General features: G+C 39.5%; 22 protein-coding genes. 19 read left to right on the top strand and 3 right to left on the bottom strand.

The genetic code is table 11. From position 1 onward, the window contains the following. Window positions 1-23 precede the first annotated feature (23 nt). The 4 genes from A3G3_RS0108400 to A3G3_RS0108415 all read left to right on the top strand — a co-directional run bounded on the left by A3G3_RS0108400 (window position 24) and on the right by A3G3_RS0108415 (window position 3,824). Window positions 24-671, top strand: a complete 648-nt coding sequence (locus tag A3G3_RS0108400; RefSeq protein ID WP_019520093.1) for a 4'-phosphopantetheinyl transferase family protein — start codon at window positions 24-26, stop codon at window positions 669-671. 223 nt (window positions 672-894) lie between these two features. Beyond that, window positions 895-1,107 carry a cold-shock protein gene (locus A3G3_RS0108405; protein WP_019520094.1) on the top strand — a complete coding sequence of 71 codons (213 nt, stop codon included), beginning with the start codon at window positions 895-897 and terminating at the stop codon, window positions 1,105-1,107. 161 nt (window positions 1,108-1,268) lie between these two features. Further along, window positions 1,269-2,417, top strand: a complete 1,149-nt coding sequence (locus A3G3_RS0108410; protein ID WP_019520095.1) for a DEAD/DEAH box helicase — start codon at window positions 1,269-1,271, stop codon at window positions 2,415-2,417. A 6-nt stretch (window positions 2,418-2,423) separates the two neighbouring features. Beyond that, a complete protein-coding gene (locus A3G3_RS0108415) occupies window positions 2,424-3,824 on the top strand; it encodes an anthranilate synthase component I family protein (RefSeq protein WP_019520096.1) in 1,401 nt (466 codons plus the stop codon). A 28-nt stretch (window positions 3,825-3,852) separates the two neighbouring features. Here the strand turns inward: A3G3_RS0108415 and A3G3_RS14050 are convergent, their stop codons facing one another. Then, a complete protein-coding gene (locus A3G3_RS14050) occupies window positions 3,853-4,770 on the bottom strand; it encodes a M15 family metallopeptidase (protein ID WP_019520097.1) in 918 nt (305 codons plus the stop codon). 251 nt (window positions 4,771-5,021) lie between these two features. Between A3G3_RS14050 and A3G3_RS13500 the strand changes: the two genes are divergently transcribed. After that, the gene (locus A3G3_RS13500; RefSeq protein ID WP_019520098.1) at window positions 5,022-5,327 is read left to right on the top strand and encodes an SH3 domain-containing protein; all 306 of its coding nucleotides are present in this window, start codon (window positions 5,022-5,024) and stop codon (window positions 5,325-5,327) included. Window positions 5,328-5,433: 106 nt separating this feature from the next. Here the strand turns inward: A3G3_RS13500 and miaB are convergent, their stop codons facing one another. Next, window positions 5,434-6,885 carry a tRNA (N6-isopentenyl adenosine(37)-C2)-methylthiotransferase MiaB gene (gene miaB / locus A3G3_RS0108430; protein WP_019520099.1) on the bottom strand — a complete coding sequence of 484 codons (1,452 nt, stop codon included), beginning with the start codon at window positions 6,883-6,885 and terminating at the stop codon, window positions 5,434-5,436. 171 nt (window positions 6,886-7,056) lie between these two features. Between miaB and A3G3_RS0108435 the strand changes: the two genes are divergently transcribed. From A3G3_RS0108435 to vapC, 13 genes are all read left to right on the top strand, one after another. Then, the gene (locus A3G3_RS0108435) at window positions 7,057-7,212 is read left to right on the top strand and encodes an AbrB/MazE/SpoVT family DNA-binding domain-containing protein (protein ID WP_169333203.1); all 156 of its coding nucleotides are present in this window, start codon (window positions 7,057-7,059) and stop codon (window positions 7,210-7,212) included. Window positions 7,213-7,309: 97 nt separating this feature from the next. Further along, window positions 7,310-8,266, top strand: coding sequence for a tRNA (adenosine(37)-N6)-dimethylallyltransferase MiaA (gene miaA / locus A3G3_RS0108440; protein WP_019520101.1), 957 nt, complete (start codon window positions 7,310-7,312; stop codon window positions 8,264-8,266). An 89-nt stretch (window positions 8,267-8,355) separates the two neighbouring features. Then, complete coding sequence (gene hfq, locus A3G3_RS0108445; RefSeq protein WP_019520102.1) at window positions 8,356-8,946, top strand: RNA chaperone Hfq; 591 nt, start codon at window positions 8,356-8,358, stop codon at window positions 8,944-8,946. Window positions 8,947-9,256: 310 nt separating this feature from the next. Then, window positions 9,257-11,386 (top strand): TonB-dependent siderophore receptor, encoded by a 2,130-nt coding sequence (locus A3G3_RS0108450; RefSeq protein ID WP_019520103.1) that lies wholly within the window; start codon window positions 9,257-9,259, stop codon window positions 11,384-11,386. A 5-nt stretch (window positions 11,387-11,391) separates the two neighbouring features. After that, complete coding sequence (locus A3G3_RS0108455) at window positions 11,392-13,194, top strand: ABC transporter ATP-binding protein/permease (RefSeq protein WP_019520104.1); 1,803 nt, start codon at window positions 11,392-11,394, stop codon at window positions 13,192-13,194. Between the two features lie 61 nt (window positions 13,195-13,255). Beyond that, window positions 13,256-14,242, top strand: a complete 987-nt coding sequence (locus A3G3_RS0108460) for a KpsF/GutQ family sugar-phosphate isomerase (RefSeq protein WP_019520105.1) — start codon at window positions 13,256-13,258, stop codon at window positions 14,240-14,242. Between the two features lie 5 nt (window positions 14,243-14,247). Beyond that, window positions 14,248-14,769 carry a KdsC family phosphatase gene (locus tag A3G3_RS0108465; protein WP_019520106.1) on the top strand — a complete coding sequence of 174 codons (522 nt, stop codon included), beginning with the start codon at window positions 14,248-14,250 and terminating at the stop codon, window positions 14,767-14,769. A 21-nt stretch (window positions 14,770-14,790) separates the two neighbouring features. Next, the gene (lptC, locus tag A3G3_RS0108470) at window positions 14,791-15,342 is read left to right on the top strand and encodes an LPS export ABC transporter periplasmic protein LptC (protein ID WP_019520107.1); all 552 of its coding nucleotides are present in this window, start codon (window positions 14,791-14,793) and stop codon (window positions 15,340-15,342) included. A 19-nt stretch (window positions 15,343-15,361) separates the two neighbouring features. After that, window positions 15,362-15,886 (top strand): lipopolysaccharide transport periplasmic protein LptA, encoded by a 525-nt coding sequence (gene lptA, locus A3G3_RS0108475; RefSeq protein WP_019520108.1) that lies wholly within the window; start codon window positions 15,362-15,364, stop codon window positions 15,884-15,886. A 46-nt stretch (window positions 15,887-15,932) separates the two neighbouring features. After that, window positions 15,933-16,676 (top strand): LPS export ABC transporter ATP-binding protein, encoded by a 744-nt coding sequence (gene lptB, locus A3G3_RS0108480; RefSeq protein WP_019520109.1) that lies wholly within the window; start codon window positions 15,933-15,935, stop codon window positions 16,674-16,676. Between the two features lie 24 nt (window positions 16,677-16,700). After that, window positions 16,701-17,135, top strand: coding sequence for a PACE efflux transporter (locus tag A3G3_RS0108485; RefSeq protein ID WP_019520110.1), 435 nt, complete (start codon window positions 16,701-16,703; stop codon window positions 17,133-17,135). Window positions 17,136-17,200: 65 nt separating this feature from the next. Further along, the gene (gene vapB / locus A3G3_RS0108490) at window positions 17,201-17,437 is read left to right on the top strand and encodes a type II toxin-antitoxin system VapB family antitoxin (RefSeq protein ID WP_019520111.1); all 237 of its coding nucleotides are present in this window, start codon (window positions 17,201-17,203) and stop codon (window positions 17,435-17,437) included. Further along, window positions 17,434-17,838 (top strand): type II toxin-antitoxin system tRNA(fMet)-specific endonuclease VapC, encoded by a 405-nt coding sequence (vapC, locus tag A3G3_RS0108495; protein ID WP_019520112.1) that lies wholly within the window; start codon window positions 17,434-17,436, stop codon window positions 17,836-17,838. Before vapB ends, vapC begins: the two co-directional genes overlap by 4 nt. A 49-nt stretch (window positions 17,839-17,887) precedes the next feature. On the opposite strand, the gene A3G3_RS0108500 is transcribed toward vapC, so the two are convergent. Then, window positions 17,888-18,379 (bottom strand): hypothetical protein, encoded by a 492-nt coding sequence (locus A3G3_RS0108500; RefSeq protein ID WP_019520113.1) that lies wholly within the window; start codon window positions 18,377-18,379, stop codon window positions 17,888-17,890. Between the two features lie 50 nt (window positions 18,380-18,429). On the opposite strand from A3G3_RS0108500, the gene radA reads away from it, so the two are divergent. Further along, on the top strand, window positions 18,430-19,833 hold the full coding sequence (gene radA, locus A3G3_RS0108505; RefSeq protein WP_019520114.1) for a DNA repair protein RadA: 1,404 nt from the start codon (window positions 18,430-18,432) through the stop codon (window positions 19,831-19,833). Window positions 19,834-20,063 lie beyond the last annotated feature (230 nt).

Genomic DNA, 20,063 nt, shown 5'->3' on the forward strand with positions numbered 1-20,063 from the left:
TTTAAATTGATTTTCTAAAACTAATGCAAATTTATCCATTAACCCTTGCGAATGCGTGGCTTGCGATTGGCGAGATTGACGAGTTATTGACAAATTCTTCAGTTTCTATCTCAAAACCAAATCAACAAGGTTCAATCGCTTGTCGGTTATTATTACGTCAATTACAAAGGCACATTGAGCAGCTTGATCAACAAGCTCACGAATTAGATGAGCGTGAATTACCGTATTATTTTATCTCAAACTCGCAAAAATGGTTTGTCAGTTTTAGCCATAGCCAACGCCAAGTGGCGGTACTGTTGGCAGACGTGGCAAATATTGGCGTAGATATTGAAAATAAACCGATAAAATCACGTGTTGCTAAGCGGTTTTTTAGCCAAGGGGAAAACCAATGGCTAAGCCAAATCAATGACGTGAAACAAGTTGAATTGGCAAAAACCTTATTGTGGACGTTAAAAGAAAGCCATATCAAAGCAATGACCAATCAACAAAATACGCAAAATCTGACGTTGAGCCAAGGGCTTGGGGTAGACATGTTGCAATGGCTAAACCCGAGCGAATTGACGTTGTTATTGGCAATCAAGAAACCTTATCATGAATTGAATTTATCAAATGCGGTACTTGGTTTTTTGCCAGAATCACAATGTAGTTGGTGGGTAGGGCAGTCGTTGTAGTGATTTTTAATTTGAAAATTTGATTAAATATATGCCAAATGAGTATAAAAAATAACGTGAAAAATTGTAAAAAGGCTTTTTTTTGGCTATCTACCGTGTTATATTATTCCTTAGCAGATATCTGTAATAATTGTAAAAATAGCGTAAAATTTTTTACAAAAACTCACAGATAATCGTCTCGGCGAGCCAAGTTTCGGCTTATTTTCTTAATTGAGGATTTAATATGTCAGTTCGTGAACAAGGTATTGTTAAATGGTTTAACGATTCAAAAGGTTTTGGATTTATCCAGCGTAGCACAGGTGAAGATATTTTTGTGCATTTTCGTTCTATTCAGGGCGAGGGCTACCGCTCATTGCGTGAAGGACAAAATGTAGAATTTGTCGTTACCGAAGGTCCTAAAGGCTTGCAAGCTGAAGAAGTAACTAAGCTTGGCTAATCGCTTACAACTACTTGGTATTTGATAATTTTTATCAAGAGTTTCTTTAAAAAAACTAAGCTAATTAACTAAAGAGTTGGCTTAGTTTTTTGTGTTTGTATTAATTTTAAATTTTATTACCCATTCTGATTAACATTCATCATCTATAAAAAGGCGTTGCCGTGTTTCACTCATTTTCTCAATTACCGCTACATCCTGCGTTATTAAAAGCTATTGCTCAGTTGGGCTATACCCAGTTAACCCCCATTCAATCCCAAATTTTACCGCACACTCTAGCAGGGCAAGATGCGATTGGACAAGCCCAAACAGGCACAGGGAAAACGGTGACTTTTTTACTAACAATAATTAATGAACTATTAACCAATACTTTAAAAAAAGACAAAGACGGTGAGCGTTATCTAGGCGAAGCCCGTGCGTTAATCCTAGCACCGACCCGTGAATTGGCACAACAAATTTACCAAGATTGTCTGCAATTAACCCAATTTACCAAGTTAAATACGGTTTGTTTGCTCGGCGGTACGGATTATGAGCAACAATCTCGCCCACTGCAACAAAAATTTGTGGATATTATCATTGCGACCCCAGGACGGTTGATTGATTTTTGTCATCAAGGCTATGTGTATCTTGACCGTGTGGAAGTGTTGGTATTGGACGAAGCCGACCGTATGCTGGACATGGGTTTTATCCCTGATATTAAGCGTTTAATCCGTATGATGCCTGAAAATACGCATCGGCAAACGTTGCTATTTTCAGCGACATTTAACCAAGATGTGATGAATTTGGCGTATCGTTGGTTATATCAGCCGACTTTTGTTGAGATTGAACCTGAGCAAAAAACCAGTGAAAATATCAAACAGAAGTTCTATATGATTGCCGAAACTAAAAAATATCAAGCGTTGCAACAAATAATTCAGCAGTATAGCGGACAAAAGTTGATTATTTTTGCCAATCGTAAAGACCAAGTTCGCCGTTTATACGAAAAATTAAGCCAACAATACAAAGTTGTCACGCTATCTGGCGATGTGGTACAAGCCAAACGAGAAAAATATTTGGCACAATTTCGGGACGGCAATGCCGATATTTTGGTGGCGACCGATGTCGCAGGGCGTGGCATTCATGTGGACGACGTGGCATGCGTGGTAAATTTTACCTTGCCAGACAGCCCTGATGACTATGTGCATCGTATTGGGCGGACGGGGCGTGCGGGTAACAAAGGCGTGAGTGTCAGCTTTGTCAGCGAAGATGATAGCTTTAATTTTCCTGCCATTCAACATTATTTGGATAACGAAATCAAGCTAGAACAATGGTAATCAATCGTGCTAAAGACCGCCAATCAACTGCTGTGTGAATTTTTACAAGATTGGCATTATGCTGATATTGTTAAAATTTTGGCAAAAATTCCTGACTTTTATCCTATTTTTCTCAATAATCATGGGCAGAATTTGCTTGCGTTTTTGCCAAAAACCACGTTTGGCATTTATTTTAGTAAACAACCAATGTTATTTCAGCTAAAAATCAATGAAAAAGTGGGTGAAAAATTGCTAAATTTTACCCAAATCAATGAATTATTGGTTGATTTTTGCCAACAAAATCAAGCGATTAATTACGCTAATAGCGATAATCATCATTATCAAAACGGCTTAATCGGCTTTGTTAGCTATGACTTTTCAGCATCGGTATTGGCTGATTTAGCAAAACATGACTTTGATGTGAATAAACCGTGTGCATTTTTTGCCCATTATCCTTATTTTTTACAAAAGACTAATAATATTTGGCAACTAGTTAGTCATAGTACAGAATTAAGCGAACTGGCAATTATTAAACAACAACTTGCTACGGTTTTTACCAAAAATTCTGCTATTAAAACAACTACTTATCAACCATTGACTTTATCCACGACTTGGCAATATAGCGATTATCAGCACGCTTTTGACAAAGCGCAAGCGTATTTGTATGCAGGGGACTGCTATCAGATTAACTTGACCCAACAATGGCAAACCAAGCTAAATAACCAAACATTAGCCGAATATTTAATGCCATTACAATCGGCAATGCAAGCCCCATTTTCGGGTTATTTGAATGTAAACGGCATGGAAATTTTAAGCTGTTCACCTGAGTTGTTTTTTACTTTTGTTAAACAAAATAATGAAATAAATTTAATTACGAAACCGATAAAAGGCACCCGTCCACGTCATGCGGATATTGATATTGATGAAAAATTAAAAAATGAATTAAAATTAAGTGAAAAAGATATTGCTGAAAATGTGATGATTGTGGATTTGTTACGCAATGATTTGGGCAGATACGCCAAAACAGGCTCGGTTGCTGTGCCAACGTTGTTTGCGATTGAAAGTTTTAGCAATGTACACCACATGGTAAGTACAATTACCGCTACGATTAAAACAGATGTTCACCCAATCACGGTGTTGCTCGGCAGTTTACCTGCAGGTTCAATCACAGGCACGCCCAAAAAACGGGCGGTTGAGATTATTCATGAGCTAGAAAGTGGCAATCGTGGGGCGTATTGTGGTACGCTCGGCTATCTGAATTTTGACGGTAGTGGACAATGGAATGTGTTAATCCGCACTTTGCAAGCCTATGATGGCAAGGCGACATTGTGGGCGGGTGGCGGTGTTACGATTGCATCAGATTGCCAAGCAGAATATCAAGAATGTTTTGATAAAGTGGGGAATTTGTTACGTTTTTTGGCGAAATAAATGATTAGCAAATAAAAAATAATTAAAATCAATCATTTACACCTTGCCAAGATGATTTTGGCTGTTGATAACATTCCCCATTAGCCAGCATTGCTTTGGCTCGTGGCGTGCCTGTATATTTCCAATGCCAAGACTCTTGCGAAATACCTGTGGCTTGCGAATAACTTGGAGTAAAGGTTTGTTCAAATCCATATTTATAAGCATTTTCTTTTAACCAACGATAACCTTCAGTTTTGGCAAAACCATGATTAATTGGCGTAAAATCAATCGCCAAGCCTGTGTGATGTTCGGAAAATCCGGGGTGTGATGACACATAATAAATTTGTTTATTGCTTTGTCCAGCTTTCGTTTTACGATTGACAATGCCACGCTGATAATCTATCGAACGGAACGCTGAACCAATCGTCAAATTTGCACCTTGATTGCGTGCGTCGGTCATCATTCGGCGTAATTCATCGGCTGCCATGCGGTGTACTTTATAGCCATTGACATTCACTAAGTCACTACTTGATGCTTCGGGGAATTTAAAATGATAAAAGCCCACTTGCCCTGCAGGTGCGTAATATTGGCAGTTGGCTTGACTTGCAAAGTTCTGATTTTGGTTGTTGTACTTAGTTGGTTGGGCGTTGGCTTGCCATTCTTGAGCAGGTACGTCACGCTGAGTTAAACCATTTTGATAATTGGTATTGCCCGCAGGCCCAACAGTTTGATTTTGAGTATAATTTGGTGTATTAGAAATGGTTTGCACATGGCTATATTGGGGTTGAGCTTGCGTTGTTTTGCCACCGCTTGTGATGTAGCCTTGTCCTTTTTGTAATTGAGCAATCATTGGGTCATTTTCTTGTAATTGTTTGTCATCGCCTTTTCCTGCAAAAGCAAATGGCAACAGCACCAAGCCACCAATTACCGCACCTAAACCAACTGCCTGTTTTGTATTTAAAGGCATAACGACTCCAAATTATCAATAAAACCTTGCTAATTTATAGTATAAATTGAAACAGGTTAAAAAGCAATTACTAAATTAAAATTGTAGAAAAATCTAAAAAAGTGCTTGAAACTCGGCATAAAAAAAGTTAAATTAACTATGAAGTAACATTATTTGGAATATAGTATAGAAGGTTGGTAAATACATTATTGTTAAATAAAATTACTCAAAACTTTAATAACAGTTAATCTTTTTTTAGAAAGGAATTAGCAATGAAAGTGAGCAAATTATTAGCGTTAACAGGTATTTTTTGTGGTGCGATGTTGTTCCAAGGTCAAGCCAACGCATTAGGACCAGCAGCAGGTGCAGAAAGTGGTTATGCGTGTACCCATTCTGGTGGCAGTTTGATTTTGCGTGCAGGTCCAGGGCAAAAATTCAAAAAATTAGCAGGTATCCCATACGGTACAACGTTGCCAATCATTGACAGCGTGGACGGCAAAGACGGTTTTATTTGGTACAAAGTACGTTATGGCAAACGTATTGGCTACGCTCGTTCTGACTATGTTTGCGGTGTTTAATTTTTTTTAAAAATATTTAAAAACAAAAAGTTAAAATAGAACCCAATTTTAAAATTGGGTTTTATTGGTAAAAAGTTAATTCTTATTAAACAGTCTATTAAATCAATTAACCAATAATATCTACAAACTCACCTTTTACCATATGCGGACCGACAAACTCGGTAATTTTGACATTGACAAATTTACCCAAAAGCTCATCGCTCCCCTCAAAAATAACCGAACGAGTATTCTCTGCTGTGCCGTGAAGTCCATTTATGCGGTTGGATTTTTCTTCTACAAGAACAGGGATGGTCGTACCAATCATCGCTCGAGTTTTAGCAAAGGTTGAGTCTAAAATTACCTGCTGAAAGGTGGCAAGACGTTCTTTTTTGGTCGCTAAATCCACATTATCAGGCAACTCTGATGCTGGTGTGCCAGGGCGTTTAGAGTAGATAAAGCTGTATGAATGGTCAAAGTCTAAGTCTTTGGCAAGTTGTAAGGTATCGTTAAAATCTTCATCAGTTTCATTTGGAAAACCAATAATAAAATCGCTAGATAGTAGAATATCGGGACGAACCTCACGCAACTTATTGATTTGATTGATATAAATATCAATGGTGTGATTGCGTTTCATGGCGGCTAAAATACGATTTGAGCCACTTTGTACAGGTAAGTGTAAGTGATTCACAAGTTTTGGAATTTTGGCATACGCATCAATGATATCATCGGTAAATTCCAAGGGATGACTGGTGGTAAAGCGGATGCGGTCAATGCCGTCAATGTGTGATACATAATGCAGTAGTTCGCTAAATCGGCAAATCGTACCGTCTGATTTTTCGCCACGGTAGCCGTTGACGTTTTGCCCAAGTAAGTTAATTTCACGCACGCCTTTTTCGGCTAAACTGTCAATTTCGGCAAGCACGTCATCTAACGGACGAGAAATCTCTTCGCCACGGGTATAAGGTACCACGCAAAACGAGCAGTATTTTGAACAGCCTTCCATGATAGACACAAATGCCTTAAAGCCTTCTACTTTTGGCTCTGGTAAAAAGTCAAATTTTTCAATGCTTGGGAATGACACGTCCACGACACCAATGCGATTTTTGGGCTTGATATCGCTTTGAGATTGCGATTTTTCATACAGTTCAGGCAGGCGGTGTAGGGTTTGTGGACCGAATACCATATCGACATATGGGGCTCGGGCTTGGATATTATCGCCTTCTTGGGATGCCACACAGCCACCGACACCAATGACAAGGTCTGGATTTTTTTCTTTTAATTTTCGCCAGCGACCAAGCTGACTAAACACCTTTTCTTGGGCTTTTTCACGAATAGAGCAGGTGTTCATAATCAGTACGTCTGCCTCATCAATATTGTCGGTCAAAATCATGCCATGACTGTCGCCTAGCACGTCCGCCATTTTTTCAGAATCATAGACGTTCATCTGACAGCCTTGTGTCTCAATAAAGACTTTTTTGGCGTTTGGATACGTGCTTTGTGCCAAGCTATTGGTGGTGTTTTGGCTGTTTTTTGTTGGGTTGGATTGGAGGCTTTTGGGGTCAAACACAGCGACGGTCATGAGGCTACCTATTTCTTATAAATTTTAACTAACCTATTATTATAACAAATTTTATCGGGGTAGGGGCAAGTTATTTTGTTAAAAGATGCTTGTTTAATTAGGGTGTCAACTGGTGAAAACAGGCAAATATCTGTTATAATGTTGGCTAAAATTAAGGTTGGGATTTATATTATGATGACAAAATTACATCAAATTGACGACTCGGTTGCGGTGACTATTCCACCAACGAGGTTAAAAAGTTTAAATATGGATAAAAATTCAATGGTAGAGGTTAGTCTTGACAAGGATTTTATTCAAATTTTGCCGATTAATTCTTCTGAAAAATAATCAACACTTGCCCGTAATTACGCTTGATAAAAAAGCATCAAAATTGGCAAATTTTCAACGTTTATTATAAATATTTTTTAATAAAACTGGTTTTCTTATGCAAGTTATCTGCCTTATCGCCCCTACCGCCACTGGCAAAACCACCTTAGCCTATGAGTTGTACGACACAGGGCGATATCACCTGATTTCGGTAGATAGTGCCTTAATCTACCGTGATATGAACATCGGTACGGCAAAACCGACCCGAGCTGAACTTACCAAATATCCGCATGATTTGGTGGATATTATTAACCCTGAGGAAACCTATAGTGTGGCCCAATTTGTCAATGATGTCAAAAATAGCATTGATTTGGCTCACGAAAAAGGCAAAATTCCGCTGTTAGTTGGTGGAACAATGATGTATTATATGGCGATTCTGGACGGGATTGCCGATATTCCTGCGACCTTGCCAGAAACTCGACAAACCGTGCAAACCATGATTGCCGAGCAAGGAATTGAGCAAGTTCACGCATTTTTGGCACAGCATGACCCGATTTTGGCAAACAAATTTTTCCCCACCGATACCCAACGCATCGGACGAGCGGTAGAAGTTTTGTTACAAACGGGTAAACCATTAAGCGAGTGGCAACAGTTACCGAACATTGCCTTGGCGGACAATCCTGCCGAACAATGGTCAATTTATTGTGTAACGCCTGAGCGTGCTTGGTTGCACGAGCGAATTGCCTTGCGATTGGAAGTGATGTGGCAACAGGGCTTTTTACAAGAAGTGATTGATTTGCGAAAAAACTATCAATTACACGCCGATATGCCGTCTATGCGGTGTGTGGGCTACCGTCAAGCGTGGGATTTTTTACAAAAAATTGCAAAAAAACCTGACGAAGACACAATTCACGCTAGACAAGCCATGCAAAATGAGGCATTATATGCAACAAGACAGTTAGCAAAACGCCAATATACATGGATGCGAAAATTATTAAATACAAAAAAATTGCACGAACAGCATGATTTACAACAATTTTTTAGTGTAGATGAAATCAAAAAAAAATTGTTATAAATTGCTTTATTTTCGCCAACAGTTATAGCCTAAACCTTTTTAAAATAACAAACGTTAAAAAAACTTGACAAAATTTGGGAGAACTCATCATGTCAAAAGGTCAAACTTTACAAGACCCATTTTTAAATTCTTTGCGTAAAGACCGCATTCCTGTTTCAATTTTTTTGGTAAATGGCATAAAATTACAAGGTCATATTGAATCCTTTGACCAATACGTTGTGTTGTTAAAAAATACCGTCAGCCAAATGGTGTACAAACACGCTATTTCAACCGTTGTTCCTGCTCGCAATCCACGCACTGCAGGCACGCCGACAGGCACAGGCTTTGGACAAACCACAGGCGAAATGCCAACAGGCGGTATGGGGTTTGAGCGTCCTGCAGGGTTTGATTTGCCACAGTATGGCGGTGCATCTCGTGGCGGTTTTGGTACGGTTACCAGCCGTACGCCAAGTTTTGCTAACAATCGCAATGAGCGTGGTTTTGACAATAATTTTGACGGCGAGCAACGTGCTTTTGGCAATAGCCTAAGTGGCGGAGCAGGTTTTGACCGCAGTAATTTTGCTGACCGCGGTTTTGATGAAGGGTTTGATAACAAATCTTTTGACAAAGGCTATGATAATAAGTTTGACAACAAAGCCTTTGATGACAATGCAGGTTTTGATGCTCATGATGAAGATTAATTTTTTATTATATTTTAAAAAGAAAAGCTAGGGTTTGCCTAGCTTTTTTAGGTTAAACAAAGGAAAACTTAACAAGGAAATGCGTTTGCTATCATGATTTGACTTGAAAATTTACCAAAACAGTTGATACTGCTCTTGCAACATTACATATCACCTTTACGCTAAAATAATTACTCTGCCTGCCACTTTATTAAAATCTGCTAAAATAACGCTAGTAAATTCACTAAAAAATAATTATAATAAGAACTATTATCATTTTAGATTAAAACGATGATGGTAATTCTTCTATTTGTCTTTATGAGTTCTCTTCATGCAAAAACGTTTTCTTTCCTTAAGTATTTCTGCCCTTATGTTGGCGAACTTACCTGCGATTGCTGATGACAACAACGTCAGCGAACCCAGTGTTCAAATGGACACGATGTACATTACTTCTCGCAATACCGATGCTGAAGTGGACTATGTTGGCAAAAAAGCCAATGCTCTGTTAAAATCTGACGATGTGTTATTTGATACGGCAAAATCGGTATCGGTCATCACCCAAAGCCAATTACAACAAAAACAAGCGACTACGGTATCCGAGGCGTTAAAAGGCGTGGCAGGCGTGAGTACAGGGCAATATGGCAGACGTGGTTGGGACGATTTTGTGATTCGTGGGCAGGTTGCCAACTCGCAAGTGATGATTGACGGTATGCGAAGTGCAACTTCTAGAAATTTTTTAAACAGTTTTGATGTGTCAGGACTTGAGTCGGTAGAGGTGGTAAAAGGGGCGGAATCGGTGAATTTTGGGGCATTGTTACCGTCAGGCGTGGTGAATTTAACCAGTAAAAAACCCAAAAATACTACCTTTAAAAATGTGAGTATCTCGGCAGGAAGTGATGGCTTTTTGCAAGGAGCATTTGATATCAACTATGCCAAAAATAACAGCACGGACGGGGCATTTCGTGTCAATGGGCGAGTGGCAGAATCGGACGACCCAACCGACTATGTATATTTTAAAAATTATTATATTGCCCCTTCGTATCAGTTTAAACCCAATGAAAAATCCGATGTAACTTTGTCAGCCAGTTATCAAGGGCGAAAATATATCCGCCAGCAAGGTATGCCCGCTCAAGATGATGTTTACAAAAAATACCCAAGCAGTTTCTTTTTTGGCGACCCAAATCGCTATTTAAACGATGAAAGTTTGCGTTTGGGTTATCAGTTGGATTATAAATTGGACAATGGTTGGAAATTGTTCCAAAACTTTGCCTTTACTAAACGAGAAGCAGACGGCTCGGCGGTGATTGCCAATGGTAATCCAATTGTCAAAAATAATACAATGGGTCGGCAGTTGAATGACCAATTAAAACAAGATACGATTTTTTCATTGGATAACCGTTTGACAAAAAACTTCCAGTTTGGCGATATTAGTCATGATGTATCGGTGGGATTAGATGGTTTTCGTGAACGCAGTGATTATCAATTCTTAACGTGTACTTATGGTACAATGGATTTGAACACAGGTGTGGCAAATAATCAATGTACCAATGCGTCAAAAGTGCATAACAATACAGCGATTAATCATTTGCAATATGTAGGACTTTATGCCAAAGATACCATGCGTTTAGCAGGTTTTCGTCCTGTGGATAATTGGGTAATTGGGCTTGGTGGGCGTTATGATTGGTCAAAAATCAAAAGCAATAGCCAAAATTTAGGCTTAACCAAAAAATCAGATAAAGCCTTTAGCATCAATGCTTCAGCCATGTATCAATTTGACAATAAATTTGCCCCCTATGTCAGCTATAGTACGTCATTTTTACCCAATACTGATAAAGGCGTGGGTGGTAAAGTGCTTGACCCAGAGACAGGCTCACAGCGAGAAGTTGGGGTAAAATGGCAAAATGTTGAACAAACCTTACAAGGTAGTTTAAGTTATTATGACATCACACGCAAAAATGTGAGTGAAAAAGTTGATAACGATTATTATGATTTGGTTGGCAAACAACAAACCAAAGGCTATGAAATGGAAGTCAAGGCATTTTTGAATGACCAATGGAACATCTCAGCCAGTTATAGCCATATTCCGATTGCCAAAGTTGTCGCCCAATCGCCAATCGCAACCAATTATAATGTCGGCGATAGATTAAATCATGTAGCAAAAAATGCCTACAGTCTGGGTACACAATATTATTTTGAACCGTCAAAAATGGGCTGGTATGTCGGAGCCATGTACCGTTATGAAGACGAACATCACGCAAAACGTGGTAAAAATCAAATCGTCTTGCCAAGCTACACCTTGTTTGACCTAGAAACGGGTTATAATACGCCAAAATGGGGCGTAGATTTATCCGTACAAAACCTATTTGACGAAAAATACTACTCTGGCACATCACCAAACGTATCTATGGTAACACATGGCGACCCACGCACATGGCGATTAAAATTTAACTACAAATTTTAATCCGCATGGAAAAATGGCAAATTGAATTATACCAAACCCCAATATGGCTAGTTCAGAGCTTTATTGGGGTCTTGGTCGTTTGTGCGATGTTGGCGTTTCTGCTAAAAAATACTCGCTTTGGGCGACAATTTTCCCAAGTGGTAAAGCCTTGTATTGATAAAAACAATCTTGATAAAATCTGCATAGTTTTGGCGATTTTGCTGTTATTATTGTTGTTAGAAGTGCGTTTTAGCGTGTTAAACACGTTTTTTTACAATGGTTTATACAGTTCGCTTGAGAAAAAACAACTGTTGGCATTTTGGTTTTTTGCAGGGATTAACGCCTTGCTACTCGTGGTTCGCATTGTCAATGGCGTGATAGACCAATGGTTTGAAGAAGTGTTTAAAATCCGCTGGCTAGAACGGTTTAACCAAGAATTGCTTAACCGCTGGTTTGCCAATAAACACTATTATCACCTGCAAATGAGCCAAGAGCGACCTGATAACATTGACCAGCGTATTCAGCAAGATGCACAGGATTTTATCAGCACAACCGTTGAATTTGTGCGTGGTATGATAAACTCGGTAGTGTCGGCGATTGAGTTTACCATTGTGCTTTGGGGCTTGTCTGGCGTGATTTCATTGCTTGGTGTGCAAGTGCCTCGTGGCATGGTGTTTTTTGTGTTTATTTTTGCCGTGCTTGCCACTTTTGGGGCAATGTGGATTGGTAAACCTTTGATAAAACTTAATTTTGACAACGAACGCTTTAATGGTGATTATCGTTATTCGCTGATTCGTGTCAAAGACAATGCTGAAAGTATCGCTTTTTATGACGGTGAAAAAGCCGAATTTGACAACCTAAAACAACGTTTTGCCAAAATTATACAAAACCGTTGGAAAATCGTGTATCGTTCCTTAGCTTTAAACAGTTTTAATAATGGCTTAACACAAGGCGTGCAACTGTTACCGCTGATGCTCCAAGCCCCACGCTTTTTTGCAGGGCAGGCGACCATTGGCGATATGCACCAAACCGTGCAGGCCTTTAACCGCCTACAACGAGCCTTGTCGTTTTTTCGCAATTTTTATGAAGCCTTTACCGCTTATCAAGCCAGATTAGAACGTCTAAACGGATTTTTTAGCAGTATGGAAAAATCCAAAACCGACAAAAAACCTGAATTTCACACGCTAGAGCAAGGCATTATTTTACAAAATGTGGCGTTGTTTTTGGCGGATAATCGTAAGTTAATTGACAATGTAAATGTAGAATTAGTACAAGGTGATAGATTATTAATTCAGGGAAAAAGTGGTTGTGGCAAAACGTCTTTATTGCGACTATTGGCAGGGCTTTGGCGATTTGATGCGACAGGCGTGGTAAAATTACCGCCAAAACAGCAAATGATGTTTGTGCCACAACGTCCTTATTTACCACAAGGCACGCTAAAACAAGCAATTTGTTATCCAAAATTTTTGCAAGATAATAATCAAGAAATTTATGACAATGAATTAAAAAAAATTTTACAATATTGCAAATTGGATTATTTATCAGACAAACTTCACGAGCAGGATAACTGGCAACAACGGCTTTCATCAGGCGAATTGCAACGCATTGCTTTTGTGCGAATGTTGTTGGCAAAACCGCAAGTGTTACTGCTTGATGAGGTAACGTCAGCCTTAGACGAGCTGACCGAAGCCTATTTGTACCAACTATTAATCAAAACCTTGCCCCAAACCCTAATTATCAGTATCGGACATCGTCAGACTTTGACGGCGTTTCATCATCGGGTTTTGCGACTGGATGAATACGCTATTTTGACAATTTTTGACAAATAAATAGCTGAATTTATCTAAAAAATACGCTATCATAACCAGCAAAATTCTTAGGTAAATTGCGATGAGCCAGCAAAACACAGAAAACCCCCAAAAAAATGACTATATCCACTATGCCATTAACGCCATTGTTACCGAACAGCACGCTTTGGGCGTGTTAATCGGTGAATTGGACGACCGTTTTAACCAAGCTTGTGAACTATTAAAAAACTGTCAAGGGCGAGTGGTGGTAACGGGAATGGGTAAGTCTGGGCATATCGGACGCAAAATCGCTGCAACCTTTGCATCAACGGGTACGCCGTCCTTTTTTATGCACCCAGCAGAAGCAGGTCATGGCGACTTGGGAATGTTGGTAAAAGGTGATGTTTTGCTTGCCATTTCTAATTCTGGACAATCCGATGAAATCCGTACCTTATTACCTGTGGTAGAAAAACTTGACATTCCGCTGATTAGCATTAGCCGTGATAAACGTGGCATTTTACCACAATCTGCAACGGTGGCTTTGACACTTGGCAAATCAGACGAAGCCTGTCCGCTTGGGCTTGCACCGACTTCTAGCACGACAGCAACCTTGGCACTCGGTGATGCGTTAGCGGTGGCATTGGTGCATAGTAAACATTTTACCTCCGATGATTTTGCCTTGTCGCACCCCGCAGGGGCGTTGGGCAAGCGTTTACTCACCCGTGTCAGTGATGTCATGCACGACAAAGATTTGCCCATTATCGGCGAAAATGCCAATCTGGAACACGCCTTGTTAAACATGACGCAAGGGCGACTGGGCATGACCGTGATTGTCAATGCACAAAATCAAGTGGTTGGCATATTTACCGATGGTGACTTACGCCGAGCATTGGCAAAAAATATCACACTTGCCACCAATATTAGCGATATCATGACCCCAAACCCCAAACATATTGAAGCGACTATTCGAGCGTCAGATGCATTAAGCCACATGAACGAACAAAAAGTTAATCAACTGCTTGTGTTAAATGATGATAGAACGCTGGCAGGGATTGTTGGATTGCATGATTTATTGGCAGTTGTGGGGTAAAAAATATGCAACGAATGTTAAAAAAAGCTGAAAAAATAAAAATGCTGGTGTTAGACGTGGACGGTATTTTGTCCAACGGTCAAATCATTTATGATGCCAATGGTGTGGAAACCAAAGCCTTTCATGTGCAGGACGGATTCGGCATTAAGCGTTTACAACAATTTGGCATTGACGTGGCGATTATCACAGGTCGCAATAGCCAAATTGTTGCGAACCGTGCCAAAGAATTGGGGATTAAGCATATTGCTCAAGGGCGTGAAGATAAATTAGTAGCTTTAAATGAATTGTTAGCTAATCTTGATATTACCTTAGCAGAATGTGCTTATATGGGCGATGATTTGCCAGATTACCGAGCCTTGCAAGCAGTCGGATTTTCGGCGACTGTTCCCAATGCTCATGATGAAATCAAAAAAATTGCCGATATGATAACCGTCAATGGCGGTGGCAATGGGGCGGTACGGGAAGTTTGTGACATTATTTTAAAAGCCACTGGCAACTATGAAAAAATGTTGAAAAATTATTGTTGATTTTTTACAAAAGGTAAATAAATGTCTACAAGAATGCTGTTAATTTTGGGTTTGGTGTGTATCATGATTGCAGGCTATTTTTATCGCAGTGGTGATAGCACGCTTGTAAATTTGAATTTAAAGCCGTCCGACATTGATTACCAAGCGACCAACATCAAGTCCATACAAACCGATAACACAGGCAACATTCATTACCAAATGACCGCCACAGGCGTAACCCATTACCAAACGGTTCAAACCGCTATTTTGGAAAATCCCAATATCACATTGTATCAAGGCAATAAACAAACATTATTAACTGCAGGTAAAGCGACTTTTAATGAAAAAAAACAAATTGCTGAATTAACCGAACAAGTCAAAGTTACCAGTAACAATATGGATAACTTGCCAACGGTATTTAAAACCGAACAATTAACAGGAAATTTGCAACAAAAAACGGTAGTGAGTCATCAAAAAGTGTTAGTAAATCAAAATGGCAATACCTTTGAAGCCCAAACCATGCTTGGTAATATTGCCACAGGCGACTACCAATTTGAAAGAGTGGCAATGACCTTTTTGCCTGAAAAACCCTAATTTAACTGAAAGGTTATTTATGTTATTTTTAAAAAAATCTTCACAAAAAATCGCAATATTCTCGTTAATCTCATCGGTTAGTGTGGCAAGTTTTGCCTTACCGTCTGATGCCAACGAGCCAATCCGACTGCTTGCCGACAAAGCCACCTACAGCGAAAGCACAGGTAAAACCACCTATTCGGGTAACGTGAGCATTACACAAGGCACATTAAAAATGAATGCCCAAAATTTGTCGGTAAATTTATCGTCAGGGCGAGATATTGAAAGTGCGATTGCGACAGGTAGCCCTGCCACGATTCAACAAGTGGTTACCAAAGAAAAAGGACTTGCCAAAGGTCAAGCCAACCGCATTGAATACAACGTCAAAACAGGTATCGTTACCCTAACTGGCAATGCCTACTTAACCCAAAATGGAGCGAGTTTTTCAGGTAATGTCATTCGTTATAGCCTAAAAGTGGGCGATGTGGAAGCAACGGCAAGGGGTAATAAACGAGTAGAATTGGTATTCCCACCACAAAACAGCAACAGATTGGGTGTTCGTTAAATATTAACAAAAAACTGTCTAATCAATTAATCAAAAAAGGAAAATTATGTCTGCTAATGCCCCACATGAACACCTTGTGATGAAGCACCTTGCTAAACGTTACGGCAAACGTTGGGTTGTCAAAGACGTCTCATTTTCGGTGGAACAAGGGCAGGTTGTCGGTTTGTTGGGGCCTAATGGAGCAGGTAAAACCACCAGTTTTTATATGGTAGTTGGTTTGGTGAATATGGATAAAGGGCAAATCCAACTGGGCGAACAAGATATCTCACCGCTTGCGATGCACGAACGGGCAAAAGTTGGCATTGGTTATTTGCCACAAGAAGCATCTATTTTTCGTAAATTAACCATTGAACAAAATATTTTGGCGATTTTGCAAACTCGTCATGATTTAAATAAAAATGCACAAAAACAAGAACTTGAAAAATTAATAGCGGAGTTTCATTTGGAACACGTTCGCCATTCGCTTGGCATGAGTGTGTCTGGCGGTGAACGCAGACGCTGTGAAATCGCTCGTTGTTTGGCAAGTAATCCAAAATTTATTTTGCTTGATGAGCCTTTTGCAGGGGTAGACCCGATTTCGGTTGGTGATATTATGGATGTGATTACCACCTTAAAAAATCGTGGCATTGGCGTATTAATTACCGACCATAATGTGCGAGAAACATTGGCAATTTGTGAAAAAGCCTACATTGTGAGTGAAGGTGCAATTATCGCTGAAGGCACAGCACAAGATGTGTTAAATAATGAATTGGTAAGAAAAGTGTATTTAGGTGATGATTTTGTGGTTTAAAGAAATGTGAAATAGCACCAAATCATGAACATCAAAGAGCGGATTTTTCAAGCCATTTTATTTGAAACGCTTGCCATTATGTTGTCGTGGGGATTGGTAAAAATTCTCACGTTTTTTGGCTTTGGCAAACAGCAAACCAGTGAGAATAGCCATGTTTTATTGATGTTAATTGGCATTTCACTTATCGCGATGATATGGACATTTGTTTATAATATTGTCTTTGATAAAATTTTTACAGGGGAAAAACTCGCTCGTCCTGTGTGGGTGCGAGTGGTGCATATCGTGGGATTTGAAGGGGGCTTACTTTGTTTTACCTTGCCACTGGTTATGTGGGTGATGAGCATTGGGCTATGGCAAGCGTTTTTGCTGGATATTTCTCTCACCGTGTTGATTTTGGTTTATGGATTTATTTTTTATTGGGTTTATGATAATGTTCGGGCAAAATGGGTAAAATCTTAAAAATTGACAATTTTTTTAACTAGATTATACTGTATCTAGTACAAGTATATACAAAGGAGCGTTAAATGACAGTTGCCAGTATTTTTAAAACCAACCAAACCCAAGCCGTTCGCCTACCAAAAGCCGTTGCCTTTCCCGAAAATGTGAAACAAGTGGAAGTTAAGGTGGTGGGGAATATACGGATTTTATCGCCTGTGGGGTCGGCGTGGGATTATTTTTTTGATAATGTAGAAGTGCCTGATGATTTTATGAATGAACGCAATCAGCCAATGCCACAAGAAAGAGAGAGCATTTTTGAATGATGACTTATATGCTTGATACCAATATTTGCATTTATGCAATGAAAAATAAACCCTTGATGGTGCGTGAACGCTTTAATTTTTTTCAAAATCAACTGTGTATTAGTAGTGTAATATTAATGGAATTGGCAGTTGGGGCAGAAAAATCTATGTATAAAGAAAAAGCCTTTAAAGCCTTAGATATTTTTAAAGACAGTCTTACTGTTTTGGAATTTGATGACAATGCCAGTTATCATACCGCTAATATTAAAGCCACGCTTGAAAAGCAAGGCACGCCAATCGGGGCGTATGATACAATGATTGCAGGACACGCCAGAAGTTTGGGTTTGATTGTGGTTACCAATAATGAAAAAGAACTTAAACGTGTTGATGGGCTTAGAGTAGAAAATTGGACTTTGAATTAATTTGATGAGTATTGGCAAAGTTATATGGATGTAATGCAAAATGTTAAGTTTAATGAGTATTTGTAGGAAATTGGGTTTTAAATGCTGTTAAATGGGTTGAAATTGTATCAATCCAATTTTTTTTATCAAATTTTCTTAATTCTTTGGCGGTATTCACTTTAAAAACATATTTTAACCACGCTTTTTGCCAATAACAGATGAGACCCAATTCGCCTTGTAAGGTTTTTAAATAATTTTGGTATAAAATATTGGCAACATCTATTTTTAAATACTGATATAAATATACCATATAAATATCAGCATAAGTGATAGAGCATTCATCATCACCCTCGTGTAATTTGTCCCAAAAATACTCATATTCATCAAACAAATTATTTGGATAATTTTTTAAATTAAGATTGGGAAACTCACAGATTGGTTTTAAATAATTATCCAAATGATTGTCCACAATTCTAACACAATCATCTTCAATATTAAGAATGGCAAGGGTATTTTGGAAAAGTGGCATTTTAGGATTGGAAATTGGATTAAGATGCGCCATTGTAGCAAATCTTTGTTATAATGTGGATTTATTTTTTGAAGTAAAAAACAATGGCAAAATCAAAATCTTCCTATGTCTGCCAACAATGCAGTGCAAATTTTGGCAAATGGTCTGGACAATGTGCCGAATGTGGCGAGTGGAACACCCTTGTAGAAACCCCTACTATTAGCCTACCACCACACCTAAAATCCGCTCCCAAAAAATCCAGCAACAAAAATTACGCAGGAGAGCAATCTGCCGTTATTCCCTTAAATGCCGTGCAATTATCCCTAGATACACGCTTGCCAACAGGCATTGGCGAGTTTGACCGAGTGTTGGGCGGTGGGCTTGTGGCAGGTTCGGTGGTATTAATCGGTGGCGACCCTGGTATTGGTAAATCCACGATTTTGCTACAAACAGCCATTCATATGGCAGGGAACGACAATTTGGCAGGTAGTGCCTTGTACGTTACAGGTGAAGAAAGCCTATCGCAAGTCGCCATGCGAGCTAACCGTTTGGGATTACCGACCGACCGCCTGAAAGTTTTGGCAGAAACCAATGTAGAAACCATTTGCCACGCATTAACCGCAGAGCAACCTGCCATTGCGGTGATAGATTCTATTCAAACCTTATTTACCGAAGCCATTCAATCCGCCCCTGGTGGGGTAAGCCAAATCCGAGAATCCGCCAGTATTCTAACCCGTTACGCCAAACAAACAGGCACTTCACTTTTTTTAGTCGGACACGTTACCAAAGAAGGGGCGTTGGCAGGACCAAGAGTACTGGAACATATGGTGGATACGGTACTGTATTTTGAAGGGCAGTCTGATAGCCGTTTTCGTATGGTTCGTGCGGTCAAAAACCGTTTTGGGGCGGTGAATGAATTGGGTATTTTTGCCATGACAGACACAGGTTTAAAAGAAGTTGCCAATCCGTCCGCCATTTTTTTAAGCCGTTATGATAAACCGATTGCAGGCTCGGTGGTAATGGTCAGCCGTGAAGGAACTCGCCCTTTGTTGGTTGAAGTGCAAGCACTGGTTGATGATGCACAAGGTCAGCCTAGACGTATGGCTTTGGGGCTTGATTATCAAAGGCTTGCCATGCTTCTTGCGGTCATGCACCGACATGGTGGCATTCACACAAGTGGGCAAGACGTGTATGTCAATGTCGTAGGCGGTGTTAAGGTATTAGAAACAGGTTCGGATTTGGCAGTACTTTTGGCGTGTGCGTCCAGTATCAAGGAAAAAGCCTTGCCAAATCGTTTATGCGTGTTTGGTGAAGTGGGTTTGTCAGGCGAAATTCGTCCAGTCCCAAACGGTCAAGAACGTTTAAAAGAAGCGATAAAACACGGTTTTACTCATGCCATTGTGCCAAAAGCCAATGCTCCAAAAACCCAGTTGGAACAATTCACAGGATTAAACATTATCGTGGTGGAACGGCTTGATGATGCGATCAGTCAGGCGTTTGACTTATGATTATTGTGTCAAACATTGTTTTTGTAGTTTTTGATTTGCTAAATCATAGATGCTGAGTTGGGTTTTGGGATAATGGGTCATTTGTAATTTTTTTAGTTGACTTTTAAAACCATTTGCAACAAACCGACCACTTGCTATCAACACAATGATTATCCCTGTTACTTTTAAGAAATAATGCGTTTTTATTTATTTTATTTAAAAGGTAAAAAACAGGGTCAGACCCTGTTTAA

It is taken from the genome of Moraxella boevrei DSM 14165 (genome assembly GCF_000379845.1).
Taxonomy (GTDB): Bacteria; Pseudomonadota; Gammaproteobacteria; order Pseudomonadales; family Moraxellaceae; genus Faucicola; species Faucicola boevrei.